The sequence below is a fragment of the Weissella sagaensis genome, assembly GCF_010306265.1.
In the GTDB taxonomy this organism is placed as follows: Bacteria; Bacillota; Bacilli; order Lactobacillales; family Lactobacillaceae; genus Weissella; species Weissella sagaensis.
Genome location: NZ_BLKA01000003.1, coordinates 95,401 through 116,146 on the forward strand (window position 1 = coordinate 95,401; position 20,746 = coordinate 116,146).

Annotated in this window: 16 protein-coding genes; 1 reads left to right on the plus strand and 15 read right to left on the minus strand. The window is 37.6% G+C overall.

All coding sequences use genetic code 11. The features are described 5' to 3' along the window. Positions 1-10 precede the first annotated feature (10 nt). From trpS to G7Y65_RS04545, 10 genes are all read right to left on the minus strand, one after another. Positions 11-1,030, minus strand: coding sequence for a tryptophan--tRNA ligase (gene trpS, locus G7Y65_RS04500; protein WP_042492969.1), 1,020 nt, complete (start codon positions 1,028-1,030; stop codon positions 11-13). A 94-nt stretch (positions 1,031-1,124) separates the two neighbouring features. Further along, positions 1,125-3,428 carry an RNA polymerase recycling motor HelD gene (gene helD / locus G7Y65_RS04505; protein ID WP_141926503.1) on the minus strand — a complete coding sequence of 768 codons (2,304 nt, stop codon included), beginning with the start codon at positions 3,426-3,428 and terminating at the stop codon, positions 1,125-1,127. An 81-nt stretch (positions 3,429-3,509) separates the two neighbouring features. Further along, the gene (locus G7Y65_RS04510) at positions 3,510-3,872 is read right to left on the minus strand and encodes a type II toxin-antitoxin system PemK/MazF family toxin (RefSeq protein ID WP_141926502.1); all 363 of its coding nucleotides are present in this window, start codon (positions 3,870-3,872) and stop codon (positions 3,510-3,512) included. A gap of 10 nt (positions 3,873-3,882) precedes the next feature. Then, positions 3,883-5,400 (minus strand): alanine racemase, encoded by a 1,518-nt coding sequence (gene alr, locus G7Y65_RS04515; protein WP_141926501.1) that lies wholly within the window; start codon positions 5,398-5,400, stop codon positions 3,883-3,885. Between the two features lie 145 nt (positions 5,401-5,545). Further along, complete coding sequence (cshA, locus tag G7Y65_RS04520; protein ID WP_165314671.1) at positions 5,546-7,093, minus strand: degradosome RNA helicase CshA; 1,548 nt, start codon at positions 7,091-7,093, stop codon at positions 5,546-5,548. Between the two features lie 268 nt (positions 7,094-7,361). After that, a complete protein-coding gene (murA, locus tag G7Y65_RS04525; protein WP_042492975.1) occupies positions 7,362-8,624 on the minus strand; it encodes a UDP-N-acetylglucosamine 1-carboxyvinyltransferase in 1,263 nt (420 codons plus the stop codon). 308 nt (positions 8,625-8,932) lie between these two features. Then, complete coding sequence (gene pyrG, locus G7Y65_RS04530; protein ID WP_165314672.1) at positions 8,933-10,543, minus strand: CTP synthase; 1,611 nt, start codon at positions 10,541-10,543, stop codon at positions 8,933-8,935. Between the two features lie 191 nt (positions 10,544-10,734). Next, positions 10,735-11,340, minus strand: coding sequence for a DNA-directed RNA polymerase subunit delta (rpoE, locus tag G7Y65_RS04535; RefSeq protein ID WP_042492978.1), 606 nt, complete (start codon positions 11,338-11,340; stop codon positions 10,735-10,737). Between the two features lie 79 nt (positions 11,341-11,419). Beyond that, entirely contained in the window at positions 11,420-12,256 is an 837-nt protein-coding gene (locus G7Y65_RS04540; protein WP_042492979.1) for a Cof-type HAD-IIB family hydrolase, read from the minus strand. A 24-nt stretch (positions 12,257-12,280) separates the two neighbouring features. Beyond that, complete coding sequence (locus G7Y65_RS04545) at positions 12,281-13,642, minus strand: HD domain-containing protein (protein ID WP_042492980.1); 1,362 nt, start codon at positions 13,640-13,642, stop codon at positions 12,281-12,283. A gap of 104 nt (positions 13,643-13,746) precedes the next feature. Between G7Y65_RS04545 and G7Y65_RS04550 the strand changes: the two genes are divergently transcribed. After that, on the plus strand, positions 13,747-14,190 hold the full coding sequence (locus tag G7Y65_RS04550) for a YwiB family protein (protein ID WP_042492981.1): 444 nt from the start codon (positions 13,747-13,749) through the stop codon (positions 14,188-14,190). Between the two features lie 318 nt (positions 14,191-14,508). Here G7Y65_RS04550 and G7Y65_RS04555 read toward each other — a convergent pair whose 3' ends face one another. From G7Y65_RS04555 to walK, 5 genes are all read right to left on the minus strand, one after another. Continuing rightward, positions 14,509-15,726: a S1C family serine protease gene (locus tag G7Y65_RS04555; RefSeq protein WP_165314673.1), complete on the minus strand. Its 1,218-nt coding sequence runs from the start codon at positions 15,724-15,726 to the stop codon at positions 14,509-14,511. A gap of 99 nt (positions 15,727-15,825) precedes the next feature. After that, a complete protein-coding gene (locus tag G7Y65_RS04560; RefSeq protein WP_137600478.1) occupies positions 15,826-16,626 on the minus strand; it encodes an MBL fold metallo-hydrolase in 801 nt (266 codons plus the stop codon). Between the two features lie 108 nt (positions 16,627-16,734). Beyond that, the gene (locus G7Y65_RS04565) at positions 16,735-17,553 is read right to left on the minus strand and encodes a two-component system regulatory protein YycI (protein WP_042492984.1); all 819 of its coding nucleotides are present in this window, start codon (positions 17,551-17,553) and stop codon (positions 16,735-16,737) included. Continuing rightward, entirely contained in the window at positions 17,554-18,873 is a 1,320-nt protein-coding gene (locus G7Y65_RS04570; protein WP_165206661.1) for a two-component system activity regulator YycH, read from the minus strand. After that, a complete protein-coding gene (gene walK / locus G7Y65_RS04575; protein WP_042492986.1) occupies positions 18,860-20,743 on the minus strand; it encodes a cell wall metabolism sensor histidine kinase WalK in 1,884 nt (627 codons plus the stop codon). The genes G7Y65_RS04570 and walK overlap by 14 nt, the downstream gene beginning before the upstream one ends. Positions 20,744-20,746 lie beyond the last annotated feature (3 nt).

Below are 20,746 nucleotides of genomic sequence, written 5' to 3' on the forward strand. Positions count from 1 at the left end.
TAATTAATCATTAACCCCAATAATCAACACCCATAGCGTGACGAACCTCAGCCATGGTTTGTTGTCCAATTAAGCGTGCTTTTTCCGAACCTTCTTTAACAATCTGCAAAACAGCATCATGATCCTCCGCATATCGCGCACGACGTTCACGAATTGGGGCTAATTCTTTGTTTAATACTTCAAACAAATACTTTTTAATTTTCATGTCGCCCAAGCCACCTGCTTGATATTGTGCTTTAAGATCCGCAACATATGCTTTATCTTCATCAAAAATATCAAGATATGTGAATACCATATTACCTTCAATATGACCTGGATCAGTCAACCGAACATGTGTTGGGTCTGTATACATTGACTTAACTTTTGCCCATAATGTTTCTTCATCATCACTCAAGTAAATTGCGTTACCCAAAGATTTTGACATCTTAGCATTACCATCTAATCCTGGAATACGTCCGTGACCCTCTGGTGGGAAGATACCTTCTGGTTCAACCAAAAGGTCTGTATTGTAATAACGATTAAACGTACGAACTAATTCACGTGTTTGTTCCAACATAGGCTTTTGATCATCCCCTACCGGAACAACTTGGCCTTTAAACAAAGCAATGTCAGCTGCCTGCGATACAGGATAGATAAAGAAACCTGTTGGGATACTTTCACCAAAACCTTTTTGTTGAATTTCTGCTTTAACAGTTGGATTACGTTGTACACGTGCAACTGAGACCAAGTTAAGAAAGTATTCCGTTAATTCAGATAATTCAGGTACTGCTGATTGCACGAAAATTGTTGTTTTCTTAGGGTCAATGCCCACCGCCAAGTAATCCAAAACAACTTCCAAAAGAGAGTTTTGAATTTTTTCGGGATTTCGTGCATTATCCGTAAATGCTTGCTTATCAGCAACCATAATATATGGGTCGTACAAACCAGAATCTTGCATTGCAACACGTGTTTTTAAAGAACCAACGTAATGCCCAATGTGTAATTTACCAGTTGGGCGATCACCCGTTAACAAAACTTTCTTTTCATCCATATCTTTTCTTCTTTCTATGCGGTAAAACCACAAATTTAAATTCGTCAAACCCAATTGTAAAAGTTTTTTTGCATGATAACAAGCACTTAAATCATTATTGTACTAATAATGATGACGCCACCGTATTTTGTACTTGAATTATTAATGGTGATACCGGACCAATTGTCACCAAATGTAACGCATGCATTGCTCTGGAAGCTAATGTATATAATAAACCAATTGCTTTATCATCAGGATAATTGCTTTGTGATACATCATAACCAATAACGGCATCAAATTCCAATCCCTTGGCTAAATAAATTGGCATCACTAACACATTAGCTGTCCGTGTACGATCCATTGCATGTAGCAATTGTACTTTTTCTGGGTAACGGCGTAAAGCTTCCAGTACTAATTCAGCTTGTTCTGCTGTTTTAGTTAAAATCGCCACTGTTTGAAAATTCTGACGTAGCTGGGCTACTTCATCATTTAAAACCTCCACAATCGTTTCTGGATATGCTTGCCGTAAGCTTGGCTTTTCGCCGTGGCGTGTAAAAGTCACAATATCATTACCATCAGGTAAGAGTGCTTTAGCAAAATTCATAATTTCATGCGTTGAACGATAAGCTCGATTTAATTTAATTAATGCTGGTTTTTGTGCATCAAATCCTTGCGCATATTTATTTAACAAGGCTTGCGGTGTCTCAACTTGTCGGAATAATGCTTGTTCAGAATCTCCCAAAACGGTAAATTTAGCCTTAGGAAAAGCATGTTTCAAATATAGTAACTGTGCCATCGCATAATCTTGCATTTCATCTATAAAGACATAGGACATTGCCTGGTTAGTTCCCCCACCAGTTAACTCGTCACGCAAAAATAATAAGGGTGCTGCGTCTTCTAAATCAATGCGATGGTATTCTAATTGCAGATCAAAACGTCGTTGCTTAGCCCGCCACCATTCAGCTTGTTCATCATTTTTTTGTTGCATAACATATTGTAAAAATGAACGATATTGTTGATAAATATCTAAATAAAAATTATTGTACAAAGCATCATCAATAGCTTGCCATTGTTTTGTTAAATAACGTTTAGCAACTAATGAAATAACACTATCTTCATTTTCAGCAACCAGCGTTTCTTCAAGATCATCATCGCCAAGTAAATTTTGATATTCTTGGTCTGTTAGATTATCTAGTTCTGTTTGTACCCAGTCAGCGTCCTGTAAACTTTCAATACGATCAGTTAACACTTGCATAAAATGTTTTTGAAGTTGGCTAATCCGTTCGCGTATTGTATAACTGGTTGATAGCGTTGCCAAATATGCCTGAAATTCTTGCGCACCAAAGAAAACTTTATCTTCGTAATAAATATCAACAAAATGGATATCACTAGCAGATAGTTGTGCCATATAATCATCAATTAACGATACAATCTGTTCACTTTCTAATTCTTGGCGTACAGAGTAACTAGCCTGACCGATAAAATGCTGTTCTTGCTCATAACGATCAAACAACGTCTGAACGATTAACCCTTGCAAACGAGCGCTAAAGAACTCTGCTAACGTTACCTGACGCATATTTCGTTCACCAAGTGACGGCAAGACATCCGCAATATAACTTGAAAATAAACGATTAGGTGAAAACAACACAATTTGATCAGAATTCAATTCTTCTCTAGAATGGAAAAGCAAAAAAGCAATACGTTGCAAAATGGCTGATGTTTTACCGGAACCAGCAACACCTTGTACGACTAATAAATCACTAGTTGTATCACGAATAATTTGATTTTGTTCTTTTTGAATAGTTGCCACAATATTACGCATCACATCATCGTTTTGTTGTCCAAGCGCATATTGTAACATTTCATCCCCAACAGTTTCATTTGTATCAAACATACTCGTGATTTGACCATCCTGAATAACAAATTGCCGCTTTTTTTGTAAGTCAACCGTTTGTTCACCATTTGGTGTGGGATAAGCAACTTTACCTAACGTACCATTATAATAAATACCGCTAATTGGTGCCCGCCAATCATAAATCAGGAAATTACCCGCCTCATCTTGTAAAGATGCTAAACCAATATATAAAGTTTCAGGCCAATTATCTTCAATAATATCTACGCGACCAAAATAAGGACTCTTCCGTAAAAGTTTAAGTGTACCAACTGTTTTAGCCATGATATTTTCAGTTTCCGTAACACGGGCGACAATACTTCGTTGTTGTTGAATTTCGGCATTCGTTTCCATTGCATCATCTACTTCAGCAGTATTAATCGAAGTATTGGCAATATAATTACTTTCAACTGCCCGGGTCTCTGAATGTGCTTTATCATAAAACGTTTCAGCTTTTTGTAATTGCTTATCAATTTCTTGAGCCACATCATTTAATCTATGTTGTTCAAGATCTCTTTCCTTAGCCATACTACCCTCCTTTTCACGGATGTTACTAATAAAAACAGGCGGCTAAAGCATTAGCGCTTTATCCACCTATCTAACATTAAATTACACTAGTCCCAAACTAATGACTAATGCCTGATCAACTCTAACTAATAATTCATCCGGTATCAAACCAATACGATCTTGCAAACGTCTTTTATCAATGGTTCTGATTTGTTCCAATAAAATAACGGAATCACGACCAATGCCAGCTTCTGTTGCTTCTGCCGGTAAGCCAACATGTGTTGGTAATTTAGGCTTGGCAATTTTTGCTGTAATTGGTGCGATAATAACAGTTGGTGAGTGCTGATTACCAACATTATTTTGAATAATAACGACAGGGCGTTGACCACCTTGTTCTGAACCAATAACGGGTGATAAGTCTGCAAAAAAGATATCACCGCGTTTAATTTCATTTTTATTTGCCATACGTCTCTCTTTACTTCACTAATTTTCGTGGTAAGCGGGGCGCTAAACTGGTTGCTACTTCATACGGAATTGTTCCTAAGCGATTGGCTAACATTTCTAGCGTAATTGTTTCTTGACCAGCTTGACCAATTAACGTTATAACCGTTCCCACTGGTAACGCTTCTGGTAAACGAACCATTAATTGATCCATTGCAATGCGCCCAATAATTTCAACACGGCGGCCATCGGGTAACAAACCGTACATTCCTTGTAATTGACGTGCATAACCATCTGCATAACCAATTGGCAACGTCCCAATCCATTCTGGTTGGCTAGTTGTATAAGTCGCCCCATAGGATACAGATGTTCCTGCCGCTACCTGTTTAACATGCACTAAAGCTGCTTTTAATGATAAAGCAGCGATTAACTTATCAGTTGCTAATTCATCACCAGACGGGTTAAAACCATACATAGCTGCTCCAACACGCACGGTATCTAACGTCGGTTGTTCATGCCATAATGTCGTGGCTGAATTAGCCATGTGATACCAAACATCCGCTGGCAAAGTTAAATCATCAACCAAGTCATGCCAATTTTGAAGTTGCTTTTGATAGTAAGCCGTATCTTTTTGATCAGCTGTTGCAAAATGCATACCAATTCCTTTTAGAGATAATTGCTGATGTGCTATTATTTGTGCAACGACTCGTACCAACTCATCTTTTTGACGAATACCAATTCGTCCCATCCCCGTATCGACCCCAATTGACACGTCTAGCCGCTTGCCTTGAGGCATATTGTTAATTAACTCATCTAACCAAGCTTCACTAGTTACAACTGGTATTAATTGATATTTAACTAAATCAGCTGCATAAGTAGCCGGCGTTACACCAAGGATAAAAATTGGTAAGTCAATGCCAAATTCACGTAACCAGATGGCTTCATCAATTGTTGCGACACCAAAACCATCAACATTTGCCTTTTGCGCAGCCAACACCACTTGTGTTAAGCCATGACCATACGCATTCGCTTTTACAATTGCGATAAATCGTTTAGTACCCGTTAAATGGCGTACTGCCGTTATATTATGTGCAATGGCACTTGCTGAAACTTCAATCCAAGCCGGACGCCTAGTACTAATAACAGCTTGATCGATGACATCAAGTTGATGTGGTGCAGTTATTTTTGATGTAGCCGTTTCTAAAATAACAGAACTATGAACCATATCACCTGTATGTGATATTGAAATATGTACGTTAACTTCCCCTTGCTTAGGGTGCTTAACCATAACCGGCTGACCTGCTTCATTTGGCAAAACTTCAATATCTTGCCAACGAGCTTGTGTGCCAATACCAGTTCCAATCGCCTTACTATAAGCCTCTTTAATTGAAAATCTACCCGCTAAAAATTCTTTTTGATGTTTGCCTTTTCGAGCATTGTACACTGCTAGTTCAGCTGGTGTCAAAATAACGTCAATGAAACTCGGACGTCGTTTTGCAACGTCAGCAACATGACTAATCATTTGTGCATCAATTCCATGTCCCACAATCATGTTGTTTCCTCCCAAAAAAATACTAATTTCATTATACCCTCTATGTCCAAATATATTCGCTTAATTTTTATTCTACCATACACAAAAGCATCACAAGAATTTGAATAAATTCTTGTGATGCTTTTAATAATTTTTGACTTAATGATTAGTCGTTATTCTTAATCACAAAGTTACGTGATTGACGACGTGGTGCACCTGAATGTCCACGTTGTGAACGATCACCTGAACCAGTACGTGAACCACGATCATATGAACGACGCTCACGTTGTCCACGGTTACCACGGTAACCACCACCATTACCATGACGACGGTCACCATCGCGACGACCACGGTTACCGCCACCATGACGGCCACCATTACCACCATGCTTGTGTGGCAAAGGACGTTCGTGTGATAACTTAAATTCAGCATCCATCTCTTCAACATTAGCGGCAGAACCTAATAAGGCAGCTGCTAATTCACGAGCATCATACTTTTCAGCTAATTGATCAACTAATTCTGAATCAGCAACGTTAGCAGTCGTCTTAACAATTGCATCAACAGATGCAGCTGCAACACTCATACGACCAGCAAGTGCTTCTTCGTGTGTGTATGGCTTTAATGGTTGCATACGTTTCTTAGTTAGCTTTTCAATATCCTTCAAGTAATCCATCTCAGCATTTGAAATGAAAGTTACAGAAGTTCCATGAGCACCGGCACGACCTGTACGACCAATACGGTGAACATATGACTCTGAATCTTGTGGAATATCAAAGTTATAAACGTAATCAACACCAGAAACATCTAATCCACGAGCAGCAACATCAGTTGCAACCAAAATGCGAATTTCACCATTCTTGAATTGTTTCAAAACTTGTGTACGCTTTTGTTGTGTCAAGTCACCATGAATACCAGCAGCATTAAAGCCACGTAATTCCAAACCACGTGTCAATTCATCAACACGACGCTTTGTACGACCGAACATAATAGCTAGTTGTGGTTGTTGTACATCCAAAATACGCGTTAGTACATCGAACTTTTCAAAATCACGTACACGTACGTAATATTGGTCAACTAAGTCTGTTGTTAATTCCTTAGCAGCAATTTGAATGTGCTCAGGATTAGTCATAAATTGAACACCAATACGCTTGATAGCTGCAGGCATCGTTGCTGAGAACAACAATGTTTGACGCTCATCAGGGACGGCCTTCAAGATTGATTCAATATCTTCTAAGAATCCCATGTTCAACATTTCATCGGCTTCATCTAATACCAATGTCTTAACATGTGATAGGTTAATCGTACCACGACGAATATGGTCAATTAAACGACCAGGTGTTCCAACAACAATGTGGGCACCATGGTTTAACCCATTAATTTGGCGACGAATATCAGCACCACCGAAAACGGCTTGTACACGAACATGCTTATCACGACCCAACTTGAATAATTCTTCTTGGGTTTGGATAGCTAATTCACGGGTTGGTGAAACAACCAAGGCTTGAACATCTTTATTATCATTGTCAATCATTTCTAGGATTGGCAAACCAAATGCAGCTGTCTTACCGGTTCCTGTTTGGGCTTGACCAATAACGTCTTTACCAGCCATCGTCAACGGAATTGTCTTTTCCTGAATTGGCGTAGCTTCTACATAGCCATGCTTCTCAATGGCCGTCAAAAGGTCTTGTGTAAGACCTAACTCTGAAAACTTCAAAATTTTTCCTCCAGTAACGATTGCCGCAACAAACGTTCTCTAATTGTCTTGAACTTATCAACATAAAAACAGACTAGACACAATCCGGCGTCCCTACTGCGTCTGTTTTTAGTAATCGTCCGCTAATTTTTGTAACTTATCTAGTTTATCCTTATAATCAGCAATTAGCAACCATTAACACTCTTTTTTTACTTAATTACTCAAAAAAAATGTAAAAATCAAAATGAGTCCGCTTTCATGACCTGTTTGACTTTTACATTTTGAGACATTATTCTTCAGCAATTTCAATATCAGCGTTCAACATGGTTAACTTATAAACAATGCGATCGTAACCACGTAATACGTGTTCTGCATTAATTACTTCTGTTACGCCATCAGCCATCAACCCCGCTGAAACCAACGCAGCACCGGCACGAATTTCAGCAGCCGAAACACGAGCACCATGGAAATCACTGCATTGTGCGACGACCATCTTGCCATGTTCTGGATTTGTAACTGCCATCCCAAGTTTTTGCAACTCTGGTACATGACGTGTACGCTCCGGATAAATTGTTTCATGCACAATACTTTCACCATTTGCTAATGTTAGCAATGGCGTCACTGGCTGTTGCAAATCTGTTGCAAAGCCAGGGAATGGTGCTGTCTTAATTTGAATAGGCTTTAAGTCAACTGACTTAGGGACGTAAATGCTATCCTCGCGAACATCTAATTTGACACCCATTTCAAGTAACTTCGCTGTAAATGATTCTAAATGCTCTGGAATCACATTTTTAACTAAAACACCATCTCCTTGAGCCGCAGCCAAAGCAAGATACGTACCTGCTTCAATACGATCAGGAATAATTGTATGTGTATTTTTAGACTCTAAACGTGACACCCCAGTAATGCGGATAACGTCAGTTCCTGCACCACGAATTTGGGCACCCATATTGTTCAAAAATGTTGCCAAATCAATAATTTCTGGTTCACGAGCAGCGTTTTCTAAAACTGTCGTTCCTTCAGCATGAACAGCAGCCATAATGATATTCATTGTGGCACCTACTGAAACAACATCCAAAAAGATACGAGCACCTTTCAAGCCATTTTCAGCATTAATATACACGGTGTCATTTTTTTCATATACAGTTGCACCTAATGCTTCAAACCCTTTAATATGTTGGTCAATTGGACGTGGACCAATATTATCGCCACCTGGGAACGTCACTGTTGCACGACCAAAGCGTCCCAGTAAAGATCCCATAAAATAATAAGATGCACGCAAAGACTTGATGGCTGTTGATGGTAACTCTGATTCAACAATTTCCGTTGGATCGATCATCAACTCGCCACCCTTAAACGTTGAATTAACGTTCATAGAACTTAAAATAGCTTGCAAATTATAAACATCTAAAATATCAGGTACACTGTCGAATTTCACCGGTGTCTCAGCTAAAATAGCTGCTGGAATTAACGCGACAGTCGAATTTTTAGCCCCCCCAATGGTCACTTCACCACTGAGTCGCCGTCCACCATGGATAATCAACTTCTTCATTTTATTAATCCTTTTAGAGTTAAAACTCTATCATCCTTAATCAAGGTCCATTCATTCAAAATTTTTTGTTATTTTACTTCGCATGACTATCGCCAAACGATAATGACCCCATATCATCATGAATAATATACTCAGTCAATTTTACAGTAGTTACATTTAAATTACAACAACATGTCGTTATTAAACATCTTTAAAATAATACAAAACATTCAAAAAATAACTATATATTTTATTATAACAACTGAATACTATAATAACCTAAAAAAGAGCTGACAATTTAAAATTATCAGCTCTTTTTATATCATTTATTAATTTTCATGATGAGCCAAGGCAGCCTTAACAAATCCGGCATACAAAGGTTCAGGATGATCTGGACGTGATGTGAATTCTGGGTGGTATTGTGCAGCCACAAAGAAATCATTTGCTGGAATTTCAATAATTTCCATTAATGTTTCATCAGGTGAAGTGCCGACAAATACCATACCAGCTTCTTCTAGTTCTTGACGGTAAGTCGTATTAAATTCATAACGATGACGGTGACGAGCTGTAATTTCAGTCTTATCTCCATACAACTTTTTCGTTAAACTACCTTCTTTTAATTTAGCTGGATATAATCCCAAACGCATTGTGCCACCACGATCAGTGATTTCTTTTTGATCATTCATCAAAGCAATGATTGGTGTATCCGTCTTTTCATCTAATTCAATTGAGTTAGCGTTAGCATGTCCCAAAACATTACGTGCAAATTCAACAGTTGCCAGTTGCATTCCTAAGCAAACACCCAAGAATGGCACATTATTTTCACGCGCATATTGGATAGCTGCCATCTTACCTTCAGTACCACGAGAACCAAATCCACCTGGAACCATCACACCATCAGCATCAGCAAGTATCTCAGGAACATTTTCAGCATTAACCTTTTCAGAATTAATAGCCGTAATCTTTACGTCGGCATCAACGGCATAACCACCCGCACGTAACGCCTCATTAACTGAGATATACGCATCTTGCAAGTCGGCATACTTACCAACCAAAGTGATGTTAATTTCCTTCTTTAAATAGCGGATTTTATCAATCATCGCACGCCATTCAGTCAAGTCAGCAGCAGGTGCCGTTAGGCCTAGACGTTTCAAAATAACGTCGTCCATACTTTGCTTTTGCATATTCAAGACAACTTCATACAAAATATCAACGTCTAATGATTCAATAACAGCTTCTGGTTTAACATCTGTAAACAAAGCTAACTTATCACGCATGCCTTGACTAATTGGTTGTTCAGTACGGACAACCAACATATCAGGCTGAATACCTAGTGAACGTAATTCAGCAACAGAATGTTGAGTTGGCTTAGTTTTCATTTCACCAGCAGCACGTAAATATGGAATCAATGATGTGTGGATATAAGCAACGTTTTCTGCTCCTACTTCACTCTTCATTTGACGTAAAGCCTCGATGAATGGTAGTGATTCAATATCACCTACAGTTCCACCCACTTCAGTAATCACGATATCTGCATCTGTCGTTTCCGCTGCACGCATCATTTTTTCTTTTAGTGCATTTGTAATATGTGGAATTACTTGAACAGTTGCCCCATCATAGTCACCACGACGTTCTTTTGCAAGAACCTCTGAGTAGACACGTCCTGACGTCACATTTGAATATTTATTTAAGTTAATATCAATGAAACGCTCGTAATGTCCAAGGTCCAAATCAGTTTCTAAACCGTCTTCGGTCACAAATGTCTCACCGTGTTGATATGGTGACATGGTACCAGGATCAATGTTAATGTAGGGATCAAATTTTTGTACTGCGATTTTGAAGCCACGGTTTTTTAACAAGCGTCCTAATGAAGCTGCAACGATACCTTTACCTAATGATGAAACCACACCACCAGTAACAAAGATGTATTTAGCCGTCATATAAATATATCCTCCGAGTTCTATGTCAATGCCAAAAAAAATAAAAAAGCTCCCAATGCTTAGGTAGCGTTGGGAGCATTAATCAACTTTGATTACGCCTTGTATATTAATACAAGAGCCCGGAATTTAACTATACATTAAAAACACATGACTGTCAAGCAATTAATCAAAGACAACCTTCAACCGATTAATTAGTGTTCAATATCTCCTGAACCATAATCATCATCGACATCAGTCTTAATACCACTAATTTCATCGCCAATGCCGCCAGCAACTTCATCATGACCAAAATCATCATCCGTACTGTCATCGTCATCGGTATCGTCATCATCGATATCATCATCATCTGCTGCATCTGCTACTTCATCATCCGTCGCATCTACATCAAAATCATCGTCTTCAGGATCATCATTATTGTAATCAATAACATCATCATCAGCGTCAGCATCTGCCAAGAAGGCGTTGATTTTCTTACGCTTCTTCTTCTTTGGCTTGCCTTCAACTTCTTCTTCTAGATCCAAATGAACGGCCTCATCAATTGAGTCGATTGGGTACCACGAACGCAATCCCCACATCGTATCACCCAATGAAATGAATGAGCCGTCAATATTCAAATCAGTATAAAATTGTGATAAGCGCGCACGAATCTCTTCGTCCGACTTACCCGTGAATGATTGTACTTCATTCAACAAATCATTAAATCCCATTGTTTCATTACGGTCAGACAAAATTGCACGAGCAACTTCAATCATTGAAAGCTCATCCTTATTTTGGCCGTCAAATTGTGTTAATGCCAAATCACTGCACGTCCTTTCGCGATTTTACTCAATGTCTAATATTACAATATTTCTAGCTTTTCAGCAAATCTTTTTCACTTTATTTTTCTAACTCAGGCACATTTTTACCTAAAACCCACTTTTCAACAGCCAAGCCAACGCCATCGTCATTTTGTGAAGTTGTTATGAAATCAGCATTATCTTTAATTTCATCAACTGCGTTGGCCATCGCAATCCCCAAACCAGCTTGTTGAATCATTGTTAGATCATTATGTTGATCACCCAACGCCATCGTCTTTGCTAGATCAATGCCCAATTTATCCGCCAAAATAGCTAAGCCATTACCTTTTGTTGATTCTTTATGCATGACCTCTAAAAAATTAGGTGTCGACTGCACAATATAATAATTATCTTGCAATTCTTTTGGCATATTAGCAACTAATTTATCGATTATTTCTGTTTCATCAATAAACATAAATTTTATATAATGCTCATCAGCCGACATGTCATCAACTGACTTAATTTGCAATGGCATTTGTACCATGTTGTTTTCACCATTTGCATAACGATTAATCAATGTATTGGCAGTAATCGCATAGTCTAACGATTCAATTTGAAAATACGCATCGTATTCATCAGCAACCGCCTTAAATTTCTTAAAATCTGCCAATGATAATTCATGACCACCCAATTTTTCGCCGGCTGTTGTTTGTACAATACTCCCATTATATGTAATGGCAAATTGATTTGTTTCATCAGCCAACCCCAACTCTGCTAAGTAATCTTTTACGCCAGACAGTGGACGTCCCGTTGCTAACACGACTTTAGCCCCTTGCTCAGTCGCATCTTGCAAAGCTTTTTTGACACGTGGCGTAATTTTTTTATCTGAATTCACCAATGTGTCGTCAATATCAATTGTAATTAATTCTATTCCCATTTTAATAATATTTCCCCTAGTTATTTATTTTGGTGCCACCAACGTCTCGTTATGGACATACCTTTGAAAATCTGAATAAATTGGTGCCATAATATCATCCACTGCATGTTGTACTAACATTTCACGCGGGAAGAAAAAGCGTGCATTACCAAAGACGCGCCCAGTCATCGCTTCTACCAAAGCACTTTGCGTTGATAATTCAACCAGCGAGCCATCTAACTGCATTAATTCAATTTGGGTACGTGGCTTTTTAACCTTGGGATCATAAGCATCATACGGCAAATCGAAGCTATCATTTTCAGCAGTATAATAACGTGTATCAAACCCAGCCGAATCAATTAACTGTTTAATGGTTGGCAACAAATTTCGTGTTTCATCTGTAATCACAATCGATTTTAATGGCTTGCGATCAATAAAACGTGTTGCTAAATCTTTCAAAATGGGATCATCAGCATGCCGCCAAGCACTAATATCAGCTATCATCACGGCATCATCCAGCATCAAATACTGTTGCAAGGTTAAATCACCTGCAAATAACGGTTGTAGCGTCGGTGAGATGAAATTAATATTAACGCGAGTATCGTGCTTACTTTCATCATATATAAATTTTGCCCGCTCTAATAAATGTTGCAATACAACTTCAAACGAACGTGATACTGGATGAAAATAAACTTGAACGTACATTTGGTAACGTGACACCACATAGTCTTCAATAGCATATGAACCTTTATCATCAAAGGCAATGCCACCTGCGTACGGGCGCATCACATGAATAATACGTGATAAATCAAACTGACCATATGTAGCGCCAGAATAGTAAGCATCACGTAATAAATAATCCATGCGGTCTGCGTCAATTTGACTGGAAATCAACTGGACAACTTGTGGATTTGGATATGTTTTGGCAATAACACTCGCAACTTTTTGTGGAAAATCTGTACTTACCTTTACCAAGACCTGATGAATTTCAGTATCTGGTGATAAAATAATCGATTGCGTATAAGCTTCATGATCAGTATTAAAAATATGTTCAAAAGTATGAGAATACGGCCCATGTCCAACATCATGTAGCAACGCTGCACATAATAACACCAATCGTTCATTCACATCCCATAACCCATCCCCAGGCTCCTGTGAAGGATAAAATTGCGCTAAGTGATTCGCAAACCGACGCGCAATTTCATACACGCCCAATGAATGTGAAAATCTAGAATGTTCAGCACCATGAAAGACTGCACTGGCAACACCTAGTTGTTTAATACGACGTAGACGTTGAAATTCTGACGTTCCAATCAAATCCAAAATCACTTGATCTTTTACTCGTATTGAATTTAACACAGGATCCCTAAAAACTTTTTCCGAACCTGTTTTAATAAATTGTGCCATGATATCCTTTCCAATTCTGACGAATAATACCTAATTTACTATATTATACCTTATTGAACACGGTATAATAAACTGAAGTAATCTTTAATTATAAGGAGTTTAATATGCAAACCACACCAAAAAGTTGGTCAACTATTGTCACCCTCACCACACAAATTACCCAGGATACAAGTCATGAAGAATTTTCATTTGAAGAAGTCGGCATTTTAACACGTACGCAAAACGCATTATACATTCGCTACACAGAGCATCAACAAAACCTTGAAACACCCGTTACGTTTAAAATATCACAGATTGATGCTGTGCTGTTGCATCGTCATAATGACTTTACTGATATGCAACTGCATTTCGTGCCAAACAAAACCTTTCAAACGCAATATGTTACCTCTCAAGGAAACATACCAATAGCAGTTCGTACTGATTCATTTGTTAATCAAATCACTGCTGACCATCCTTATGGGCAACTAGCGATTACTTATTCATTGCTTAATAACGATAGCATCATTGGCACTTATGCCTTAAATTTATCCATAGCAAAAGCTAACTGATAAAACAAAAACCGTTTACAAAAATAGATTGACACTTGTCAATTCTTTTGTAAACGGTTTTTTGGGGTAAAAAAAAGACCATCGTGCAAGAGGGGGAACGCAACGATGGTCCACCGCCGGCTACTATCGCAACCAGCGAAGGGGGGATACATAGTTTGGGGAACTATGTAATTTCATATACTTTGGGGAGTAATGAATTCCACTAACAAAAGTGAATATATATAATATATACAACTAAAGTTACAAAAAAGTTTCATAATTCTTTCGATTTAAACACAAAAAAAGAAAGTATACTTGAAGTGTACTTTCTCGTCATGTTTATTGTGCATTATTTAAAGAACTGGTTGTTTTATCTAATTTAACTGTAACCGTCTTTTCTTGTCCCTTGTGATAGTACGTAAATTTAACAGAATCACCAACTTTATGCTTATAAAGCGCATCACGTAATTCACCAGAATCGCTCACCTTTGTATCGTCAATCTTTGTAATCACATCATAACGTTCAAGTCCAGCCTTTGCTGCTGGCGAATCATCTTGTGCCTCTACAATAATAACACCATCAGAAACACTATCTGGCAAATGCAATACCTCTCTTTGGTCACTAGCTGACACGTTACTCAAATCAACCATTGATACACCCAAAGCTGGCCGTTCAATTTTACCATCTTTTTCCAGACCATTAATAATGGTAACCACTGTGTTTGACGGAATTGCAAAACCCATCCCTTCAACTGATGTACCATCTTCAGATGACGCTAACTTCATCGAATTAATACCAACAACTTGACCCGCTAGATTAACTAGTGGGCCTCCAGAGTTACCAGGATTAATAGCTGCATCAGTTTGCAAAACATTTGCTTTACCAAGAGAATTTCCTGATTCATCTGTTGCATCAACTTGACGCTTCGTTGCCGAAATAATACCTTCCGTTACTGAAGTGGCATAATCAGATCCTAGCGGCGACCCAATAGCTAGAACTGATTGTCCTGCTTCAACTTTACCAGAGTCGGCAAAGTTAGCAACCTCACTAATCTTATCAGCTTTCACCTTCAAAACTGCCAAATCGGTTTGTTCATCAGTCCCCACTAATTTTCCTGTTAACTTCGTGCCATCACTTAATAAGACTTGAATCGCATTCGAACCTGCCACCACGTGATTATTTGTCACAATATAGGCCATATTACGATCTTTTTTATACACAACTCCTGATCCTTCCGAAGCTGTTTGTAAATCTGACGAATCACTATCACGATTTTGTGTTTGATCCCCAAAAAAATCGGACTGTAATGATTGTTGTTTTTGTAAATTAATAACAGACACGACTGCGCCAGAAACATTTTTAAACGCTTTAGTTGCACTAGACTTGCCTTTTACATTATTTTCATTCACTTTAACTGCACTATTCTTTGCAGTCGTCACGTTTGCTGCTTGATCATTTTGTGTAAAATGTACGACACCACCGGCAGCAACACCACCACCAATTAAACCAGCAACAACACTCATGACAACAATTTTTGTTCCCGAAGATAATTTCATATCTATGCCCCATATCTTATTCATTTCATCATATATTTATCATAACTAACGTTAGTTGTTACTTTAAGCTGATTCCCTTTAAATCGCCTTAACCCCAGGCTATATTTGAATCAATCTCGTTGCAATATTTGGATCTGTATCTAGTAAATTAAAATCATGATCTACCCCAAAATCATGTTCTGACAAAACTGATTGTACAGTCAAATGTGCCAAGGGTTTTTGATTATTTTCTTGACTCAAATGACCTAAATAAACTTGTTTTGTACGATTACCTAATATCTGGGTTAACGCTAATGCGCCATCCTCATTAGATAAATGCCCTTGATCACCCAAAATACGTTGTTTTAATGGCCAGGCGTAACTCCCCATACGTAACATTTCATAATCATGATTGGCTTCCATCAAAATTGCATCCGCATTTTTTAATGTCCCCACAATACGATCATTTACATAGCCCGTGTCTGTCAACATAGCAAAAGTTTTATTATCATGATGAAAAGCGTAAAACTGCGGATTAGCCGCATCATGCGAAACGCCAAAACTTTCAATGTCCAAATCATCCATTAATTTGGTTTGACCTGGTTCAAATAATTGAATTTGATCGGTATTAATTTTTCCAATTTTACCAGCCATCGCCTGCCATGTTTTTTGATTAGCATAAACATCCATACCATACTTACGCGCCAACACGCCTACGCCAGCAATATGATCACTATGCTCATGTGTCACAAATAATGCATCAACATCATTTAGTGAACGCCCAATTTGTGACATGAGCGCCGTTATTTTTTTACCTGATAAGCCAGCATCAACAAGCACCTTATGTCTGGGAGTTTCAATGTATGTCACATTACCTTTACTACCAGATGCTAACATTGATACTTTAAAATCATTTGACATTCCTAACTCCTTATCAAATAAAAAGCCGTTTATTTTAGTTATCCTAAAACAAGCGGCTTTTTATTTCTGATTCCACCACTTGTTATATTTTAACACGTTGTAAAACCTTTATTTCATAATTGCACCATTTATTGCATTAACTGTAATAATTGTTGCCTTCCGTTTATTATTCGACACCCAAAATTGCCATGTTGGCACAAAAATAACATCTTTTCCTACGGTCGTCATTTCACGATACCCTAATTGTGAAAAGGTAATCTGACTGTTATTCGATAAATCATTATATTGATACAATGAAATCAATGCTTGCTCTTCAGAAATTAATTGTACGTCATCCCGTAAATACTGTGTATCACTTATATAACGTTGTTCATACCCCTTAATTTCATGATTTGGTGTGACTTCAAAAATAATTTGCGCACGCTTTGTAGTAAATGTTCTTTTCTCTTTCGCAATCTTTTGTACATAAACATATAATTTATTTGCTGATTTATTATCTTTTTGCGCAATTTCACTCAATTTAGTGCTCAACTTATATTGGGAACCATTGATAACTTGATCGTCCTGCTTTATAAAATCATTCAAAGCATGAATATCATTTTTACTTGGATAATGTAATTTAACTGGTGTAGGCATCGTTACCTTCAACGTATCGCCTACCATTTTACTTTTCCAATCATGATTCAACTGTGCTTGATGTGCAGCCAAAATACTCCTACCATCTTTACCAGCCACATACGATCCTGTTGTACGACTCTTTGACAATGTCCGGTAAGCAATACCATCATCATGCATCTCGTCTATAATTTGTTCTTCCGTTGTACGACGATCATTAAATGGATATTGTCGTAACCATTGCGTACCTAAGAATATATCCAAAGACACAAAGACAATCAAGAAGGCAGTTAAGACTTTTTTAAAATCCATTTATTGCCCTCCTTTATCAGCTGTCCAGTTATCTACCGAACGCCATACATGATCTTGTTCAAAATACCAAGTTGGTTCTAACGTCACAATTTGATCTTTGGGATTAAGTCGCCAACGATAACCCAGTAAAATTTTTTGAATATCAGTTTTATCAATCCCAGCTGCCATTAATTTATTAATTTCTTCATCCATCGTTGGTAACGTTACTTTATTTTTATTATCAGTTGGTAACGGCACCCGTAATGAATATTGCGACAAAATAATTTGTTCATGGTTATTAGGTTTTTGTTTTACCTGTACCGTACCATTATCAGTTTGGTTAAATACAGGCAATCCATTTACAAACAAACGGTACATTAACGACTTGGCATTATTAGTTTCTTCAAAATAATATAAATCATCCGTCAATTGATGCAAATCAACTAGCCATTGATAACCTTGCCGTTGTCGTTGACTAACTTGATCAACATGATCATTTATACCATACGCATCATAACTAATGATACCAGTCGTCATATTACGAGTCATACGCTGATTATTTCCATTTGTATAAGTCAGAATTTCTTGATCATTATTAACTGTGCGTTTGCCACCATCAGGGAAAATTTTTAATAATTGTGCCATCGTATCATCAGAATTCAATAAATAACTGTGCGCCTGTAACTGAACACGTTCTGTTGGTGCAGTCACAACATGCTTACCAATCCATCGATAATCTACCGGTACTGCACTTTCACTACGTTTCACCTGTTTAATCGTTTGTACAACATCAGTTCCTTGATAATGATAAGTTTTATGATGAGCATCATTATACAAAATAATATTTGTTCCACTTTGTGGCAAACGTACGTGATCAATCATGACATTATCAGCAATTTTGATATCCTTACCAAACACGTTTTTAATAACACTTCCTGACACTGAATCCGGAAAACTCATCACAAGCATATTTTGCTTTGATAAAGATTGCAAATAAGCGCTTTTAGAAAGTTTCTGATCACCTTTATACTTCAGATGCCAACCTTTAACTCGCGAAATTAATTTCGAGGAAACTGCTTGATAATCCAACACGCTTAAATTTTTTGATTTACCATTAAACGTCAATTTTGAAAGGCCGTAAACATTCGCTAAATTCTTCCCCACAGCTTCTTCTTGTTGTGTAGCTGTTATTTGCTTTTTTTGCGTGACATGTCCTGGTGTTTGCCATAATTGAACTGACAAAAATACGCTAATTAAAATGGCAATAATTAGGGCTATGATTAAACCATATCGTTGTCGAAAATAAATTAAGCGAATCCGCCATTGCCTATCTTTCTTCATCCCAATCACCATCATCCCAATCATCATCTATTTCGTTGTATGGCTCATATGGTAATGCTACAAAAAATGTTGATCCACGGCCTTCAGTTGATTCAACCCAAACGCGGCCACCAAAACGTTCGATAATTTCCTTAGAAATTGCCAAACCAAGCCCAGTACCACCTTGTGCACGTGAACGTGCTTTATCAACACGAAAGAAACGATCAAATATTTGCGTTACATCCTTATTTGGAATACCCAAACCTTGGTCTGTAATACTTAAGACAACCTCAGTTTGATGATCTTCTAGTCGTGCCGTAATCACACCGCCATCAGGAGAATATTTAATTGCATTATTCATAATATTATCAAGCACCTGAGTTAACTTTGATGTATCGACATCAACCCAAATTTGAAAATCTGGAATAACTCGTTTAACGGTATAATATTTTTCAGGTTTATCATCATTTGCAATAATCATATCGAAACGATCTAAAACATAATTAAATAAATTAGCAATATTGATAAATTCATTATCAATTTTCATCGTACCAGAATCCATGCGTGATAATTCTAACAAGTCATTAATCATATGAATCATACGTGTTGTTTCATCTTGTGCAACACTCAAGAAACTATGAGCCACTTCTGGATCTTCTAATGCACCATCTTGCAAGGCATCAACATATGACTTAACTGATGTTAATGGTGTTCTTAACTCGTGAGACACATTTGATACGAATTGTCGACGTTCTCGTTCAGTGCGCTGCTGTTCAGTAACATCATGCAACACAATGACTAATCCAGAAATAAATCCGGATGACCGCTCAATTAAACTAAAGTATGCCCGAATCATTAATTGATGTTCATTGGTACTAAAATCTAACAATAATTCATGACGATTGTCCAATAAATCACGCAAACTATATTGATCGGCAATGCGTAAGATATCTAGAATTGAACGTCCTATTGCATCATGATTATCTGCAAGCCCTGTCATTCTTAAGGCTGCAATATTAATGATATTAATATTGCCGCGCCTATCGGTCGCAATCACGCCATCAGTCATATATTCAAGAACTGAATCCAAACGTCGCCGTTCAAAGTCCATTGAATTAGTTGTTTCTTCTATCCGTTCCGCTAGCATATTAACATTTTGTGCTAATTGACCAATTTCGTCATCTGTATGGACATTAATCCCTCCAGAATAATCACCTTGGGCAATTTTATTAGTTCGTGCACTAATTTGTGCAATTGGGCGTGTGATACTACGTGAAATAAATATCGCCATGATAATTCCTAGCACAATTGCAAACACCATTGACGCAAAATAAATAAATGAAATTTTAGATAAATTATCATAAACGGTCTCTACACTAGCACGTACAACAACCACACCAACCACATTACTTTCACCATCAACTGTATTTGTTAAAGTTTTGATAACTAGTTGATAACGCAGTCCATTCTGCGTCACAATGACATTTTTTTTATACTTTCCTCCCGCAATTGCAGCTTTAACGTTGGTATCAGTTGTTTTTTTACCAATTTCATCTTGATTATTAACATCACTAGTTCCTCGTAAAATACCAACGGTGTCAAAAACTTGAATTTCTGAAATAGCTGCATTATTGGTAGAATTTAAAATTGTATGAATATTTTGATTAACATTACGCTGATTATTACTAGCTAACTGTTGCGTTAACGAATCGTCAACATAGGCAGGTAGTGTAATTTGATCACGGAATGTTGATAAACTTTGCTGTTCTAATTGACGCACGAAAAAAGCACCCACTAATTCCAAAGTCACAATTAGCGTTAACGTAAAGACCAATGCAATTTTAAAATGAATCGACGCAAAAAAACGACGTCGCTTATGCCCACTTTCCATATC

What these genes read in the sequence shown, in the direction of transcription:
- trpS (WP_042492969.1), bottom strand. Translation starts at nt 1,030, where the DNA reads ATGGATGAAAAGAAAGTTTTGTTAACGGGTGATCGCCCAACTGGTAAA.
- helD (WP_141926503.1), bottom strand. Translation starts at nt 3,428, where the DNA reads ATGGCTAAGGAAAGAGATCTTGAACAACATAGATTAAATGATGTGGCT.
- G7Y65_RS04510 (WP_141926502.1), bottom strand. Translation starts at nt 3,872, where the DNA reads ATGGCAAATAAAAATGAAATTAAACGCGGTGATATCTTTTTTGCAGAC.
- alr (WP_141926501.1), bottom strand. Translation starts at nt 5,400, where the DNA reads ATGATTGTGGGACATGGAATTGATGCACAAATGATTAGTCATGTTGCT.
- murA (WP_042492975.1), bottom strand. Translation starts at nt 8,624, where the DNA reads ATGAAGAAGTTGATTATCCATGGTGGACGGCGACTCAGTGGTGAAGTG.
- pyrG (WP_165314672.1), bottom strand. Translation starts at nt 10,543, where the DNA reads ATGACGGCTAAATACATCTTTGTTACTGGTGGTGTGGTTTCATCATTA.
- G7Y65_RS04540 (WP_042492979.1), bottom strand. Translation starts at nt 12,256, where the DNA reads ATGGGAATAGAATTAATTACAATTGATATTGACGACACATTGGTGAAT.
- G7Y65_RS04545 (WP_042492980.1), bottom strand. Translation starts at nt 13,642, where the DNA reads ATGGCACAATTTATTAAAACAGGTTCGGAAAAAGTTTTTAGGGATCCT.
- G7Y65_RS04550 (WP_042492981.1), top strand. Translation starts at nt 13,747, where the DNA reads ATGCAAACCACACCAAAAAGTTGGTCAACTATTGTCACCCTCACCACA.
- G7Y65_RS04555 (WP_165314673.1), bottom strand. Translation starts at nt 15,726, where the DNA reads ATGAAATTATCTTCGGGAACAAAAATTGTTGTCATGAGTGTTGTTGCT.
- G7Y65_RS04560 (WP_137600478.1), bottom strand. Translation starts at nt 16,626, where the DNA reads ATGTCAAATGATTTTAAAGTATCAATGTTAGCATCTGGTAGTAAAGGT.
- G7Y65_RS04565 (WP_042492984.1), bottom strand. Translation starts at nt 17,553, where the DNA reads ATGGATTTTAAAAAAGTCTTAACTGCCTTCTTGATTGTCTTTGTGTCT.
- G7Y65_RS04570 (WP_165206661.1), bottom strand. Translation starts at nt 18,873, where the DNA reads ATGAAGAAAGATAGGCAATGGCGGATTCGCTTAATTTATTTTCGACAA.
- walK (WP_042492986.1), bottom strand. Translation starts at nt 20,743, where the DNA reads ATGGAAAGTGGGCATAAGCGACGTCGTTTTTTTGCGTCGATTCATTTT.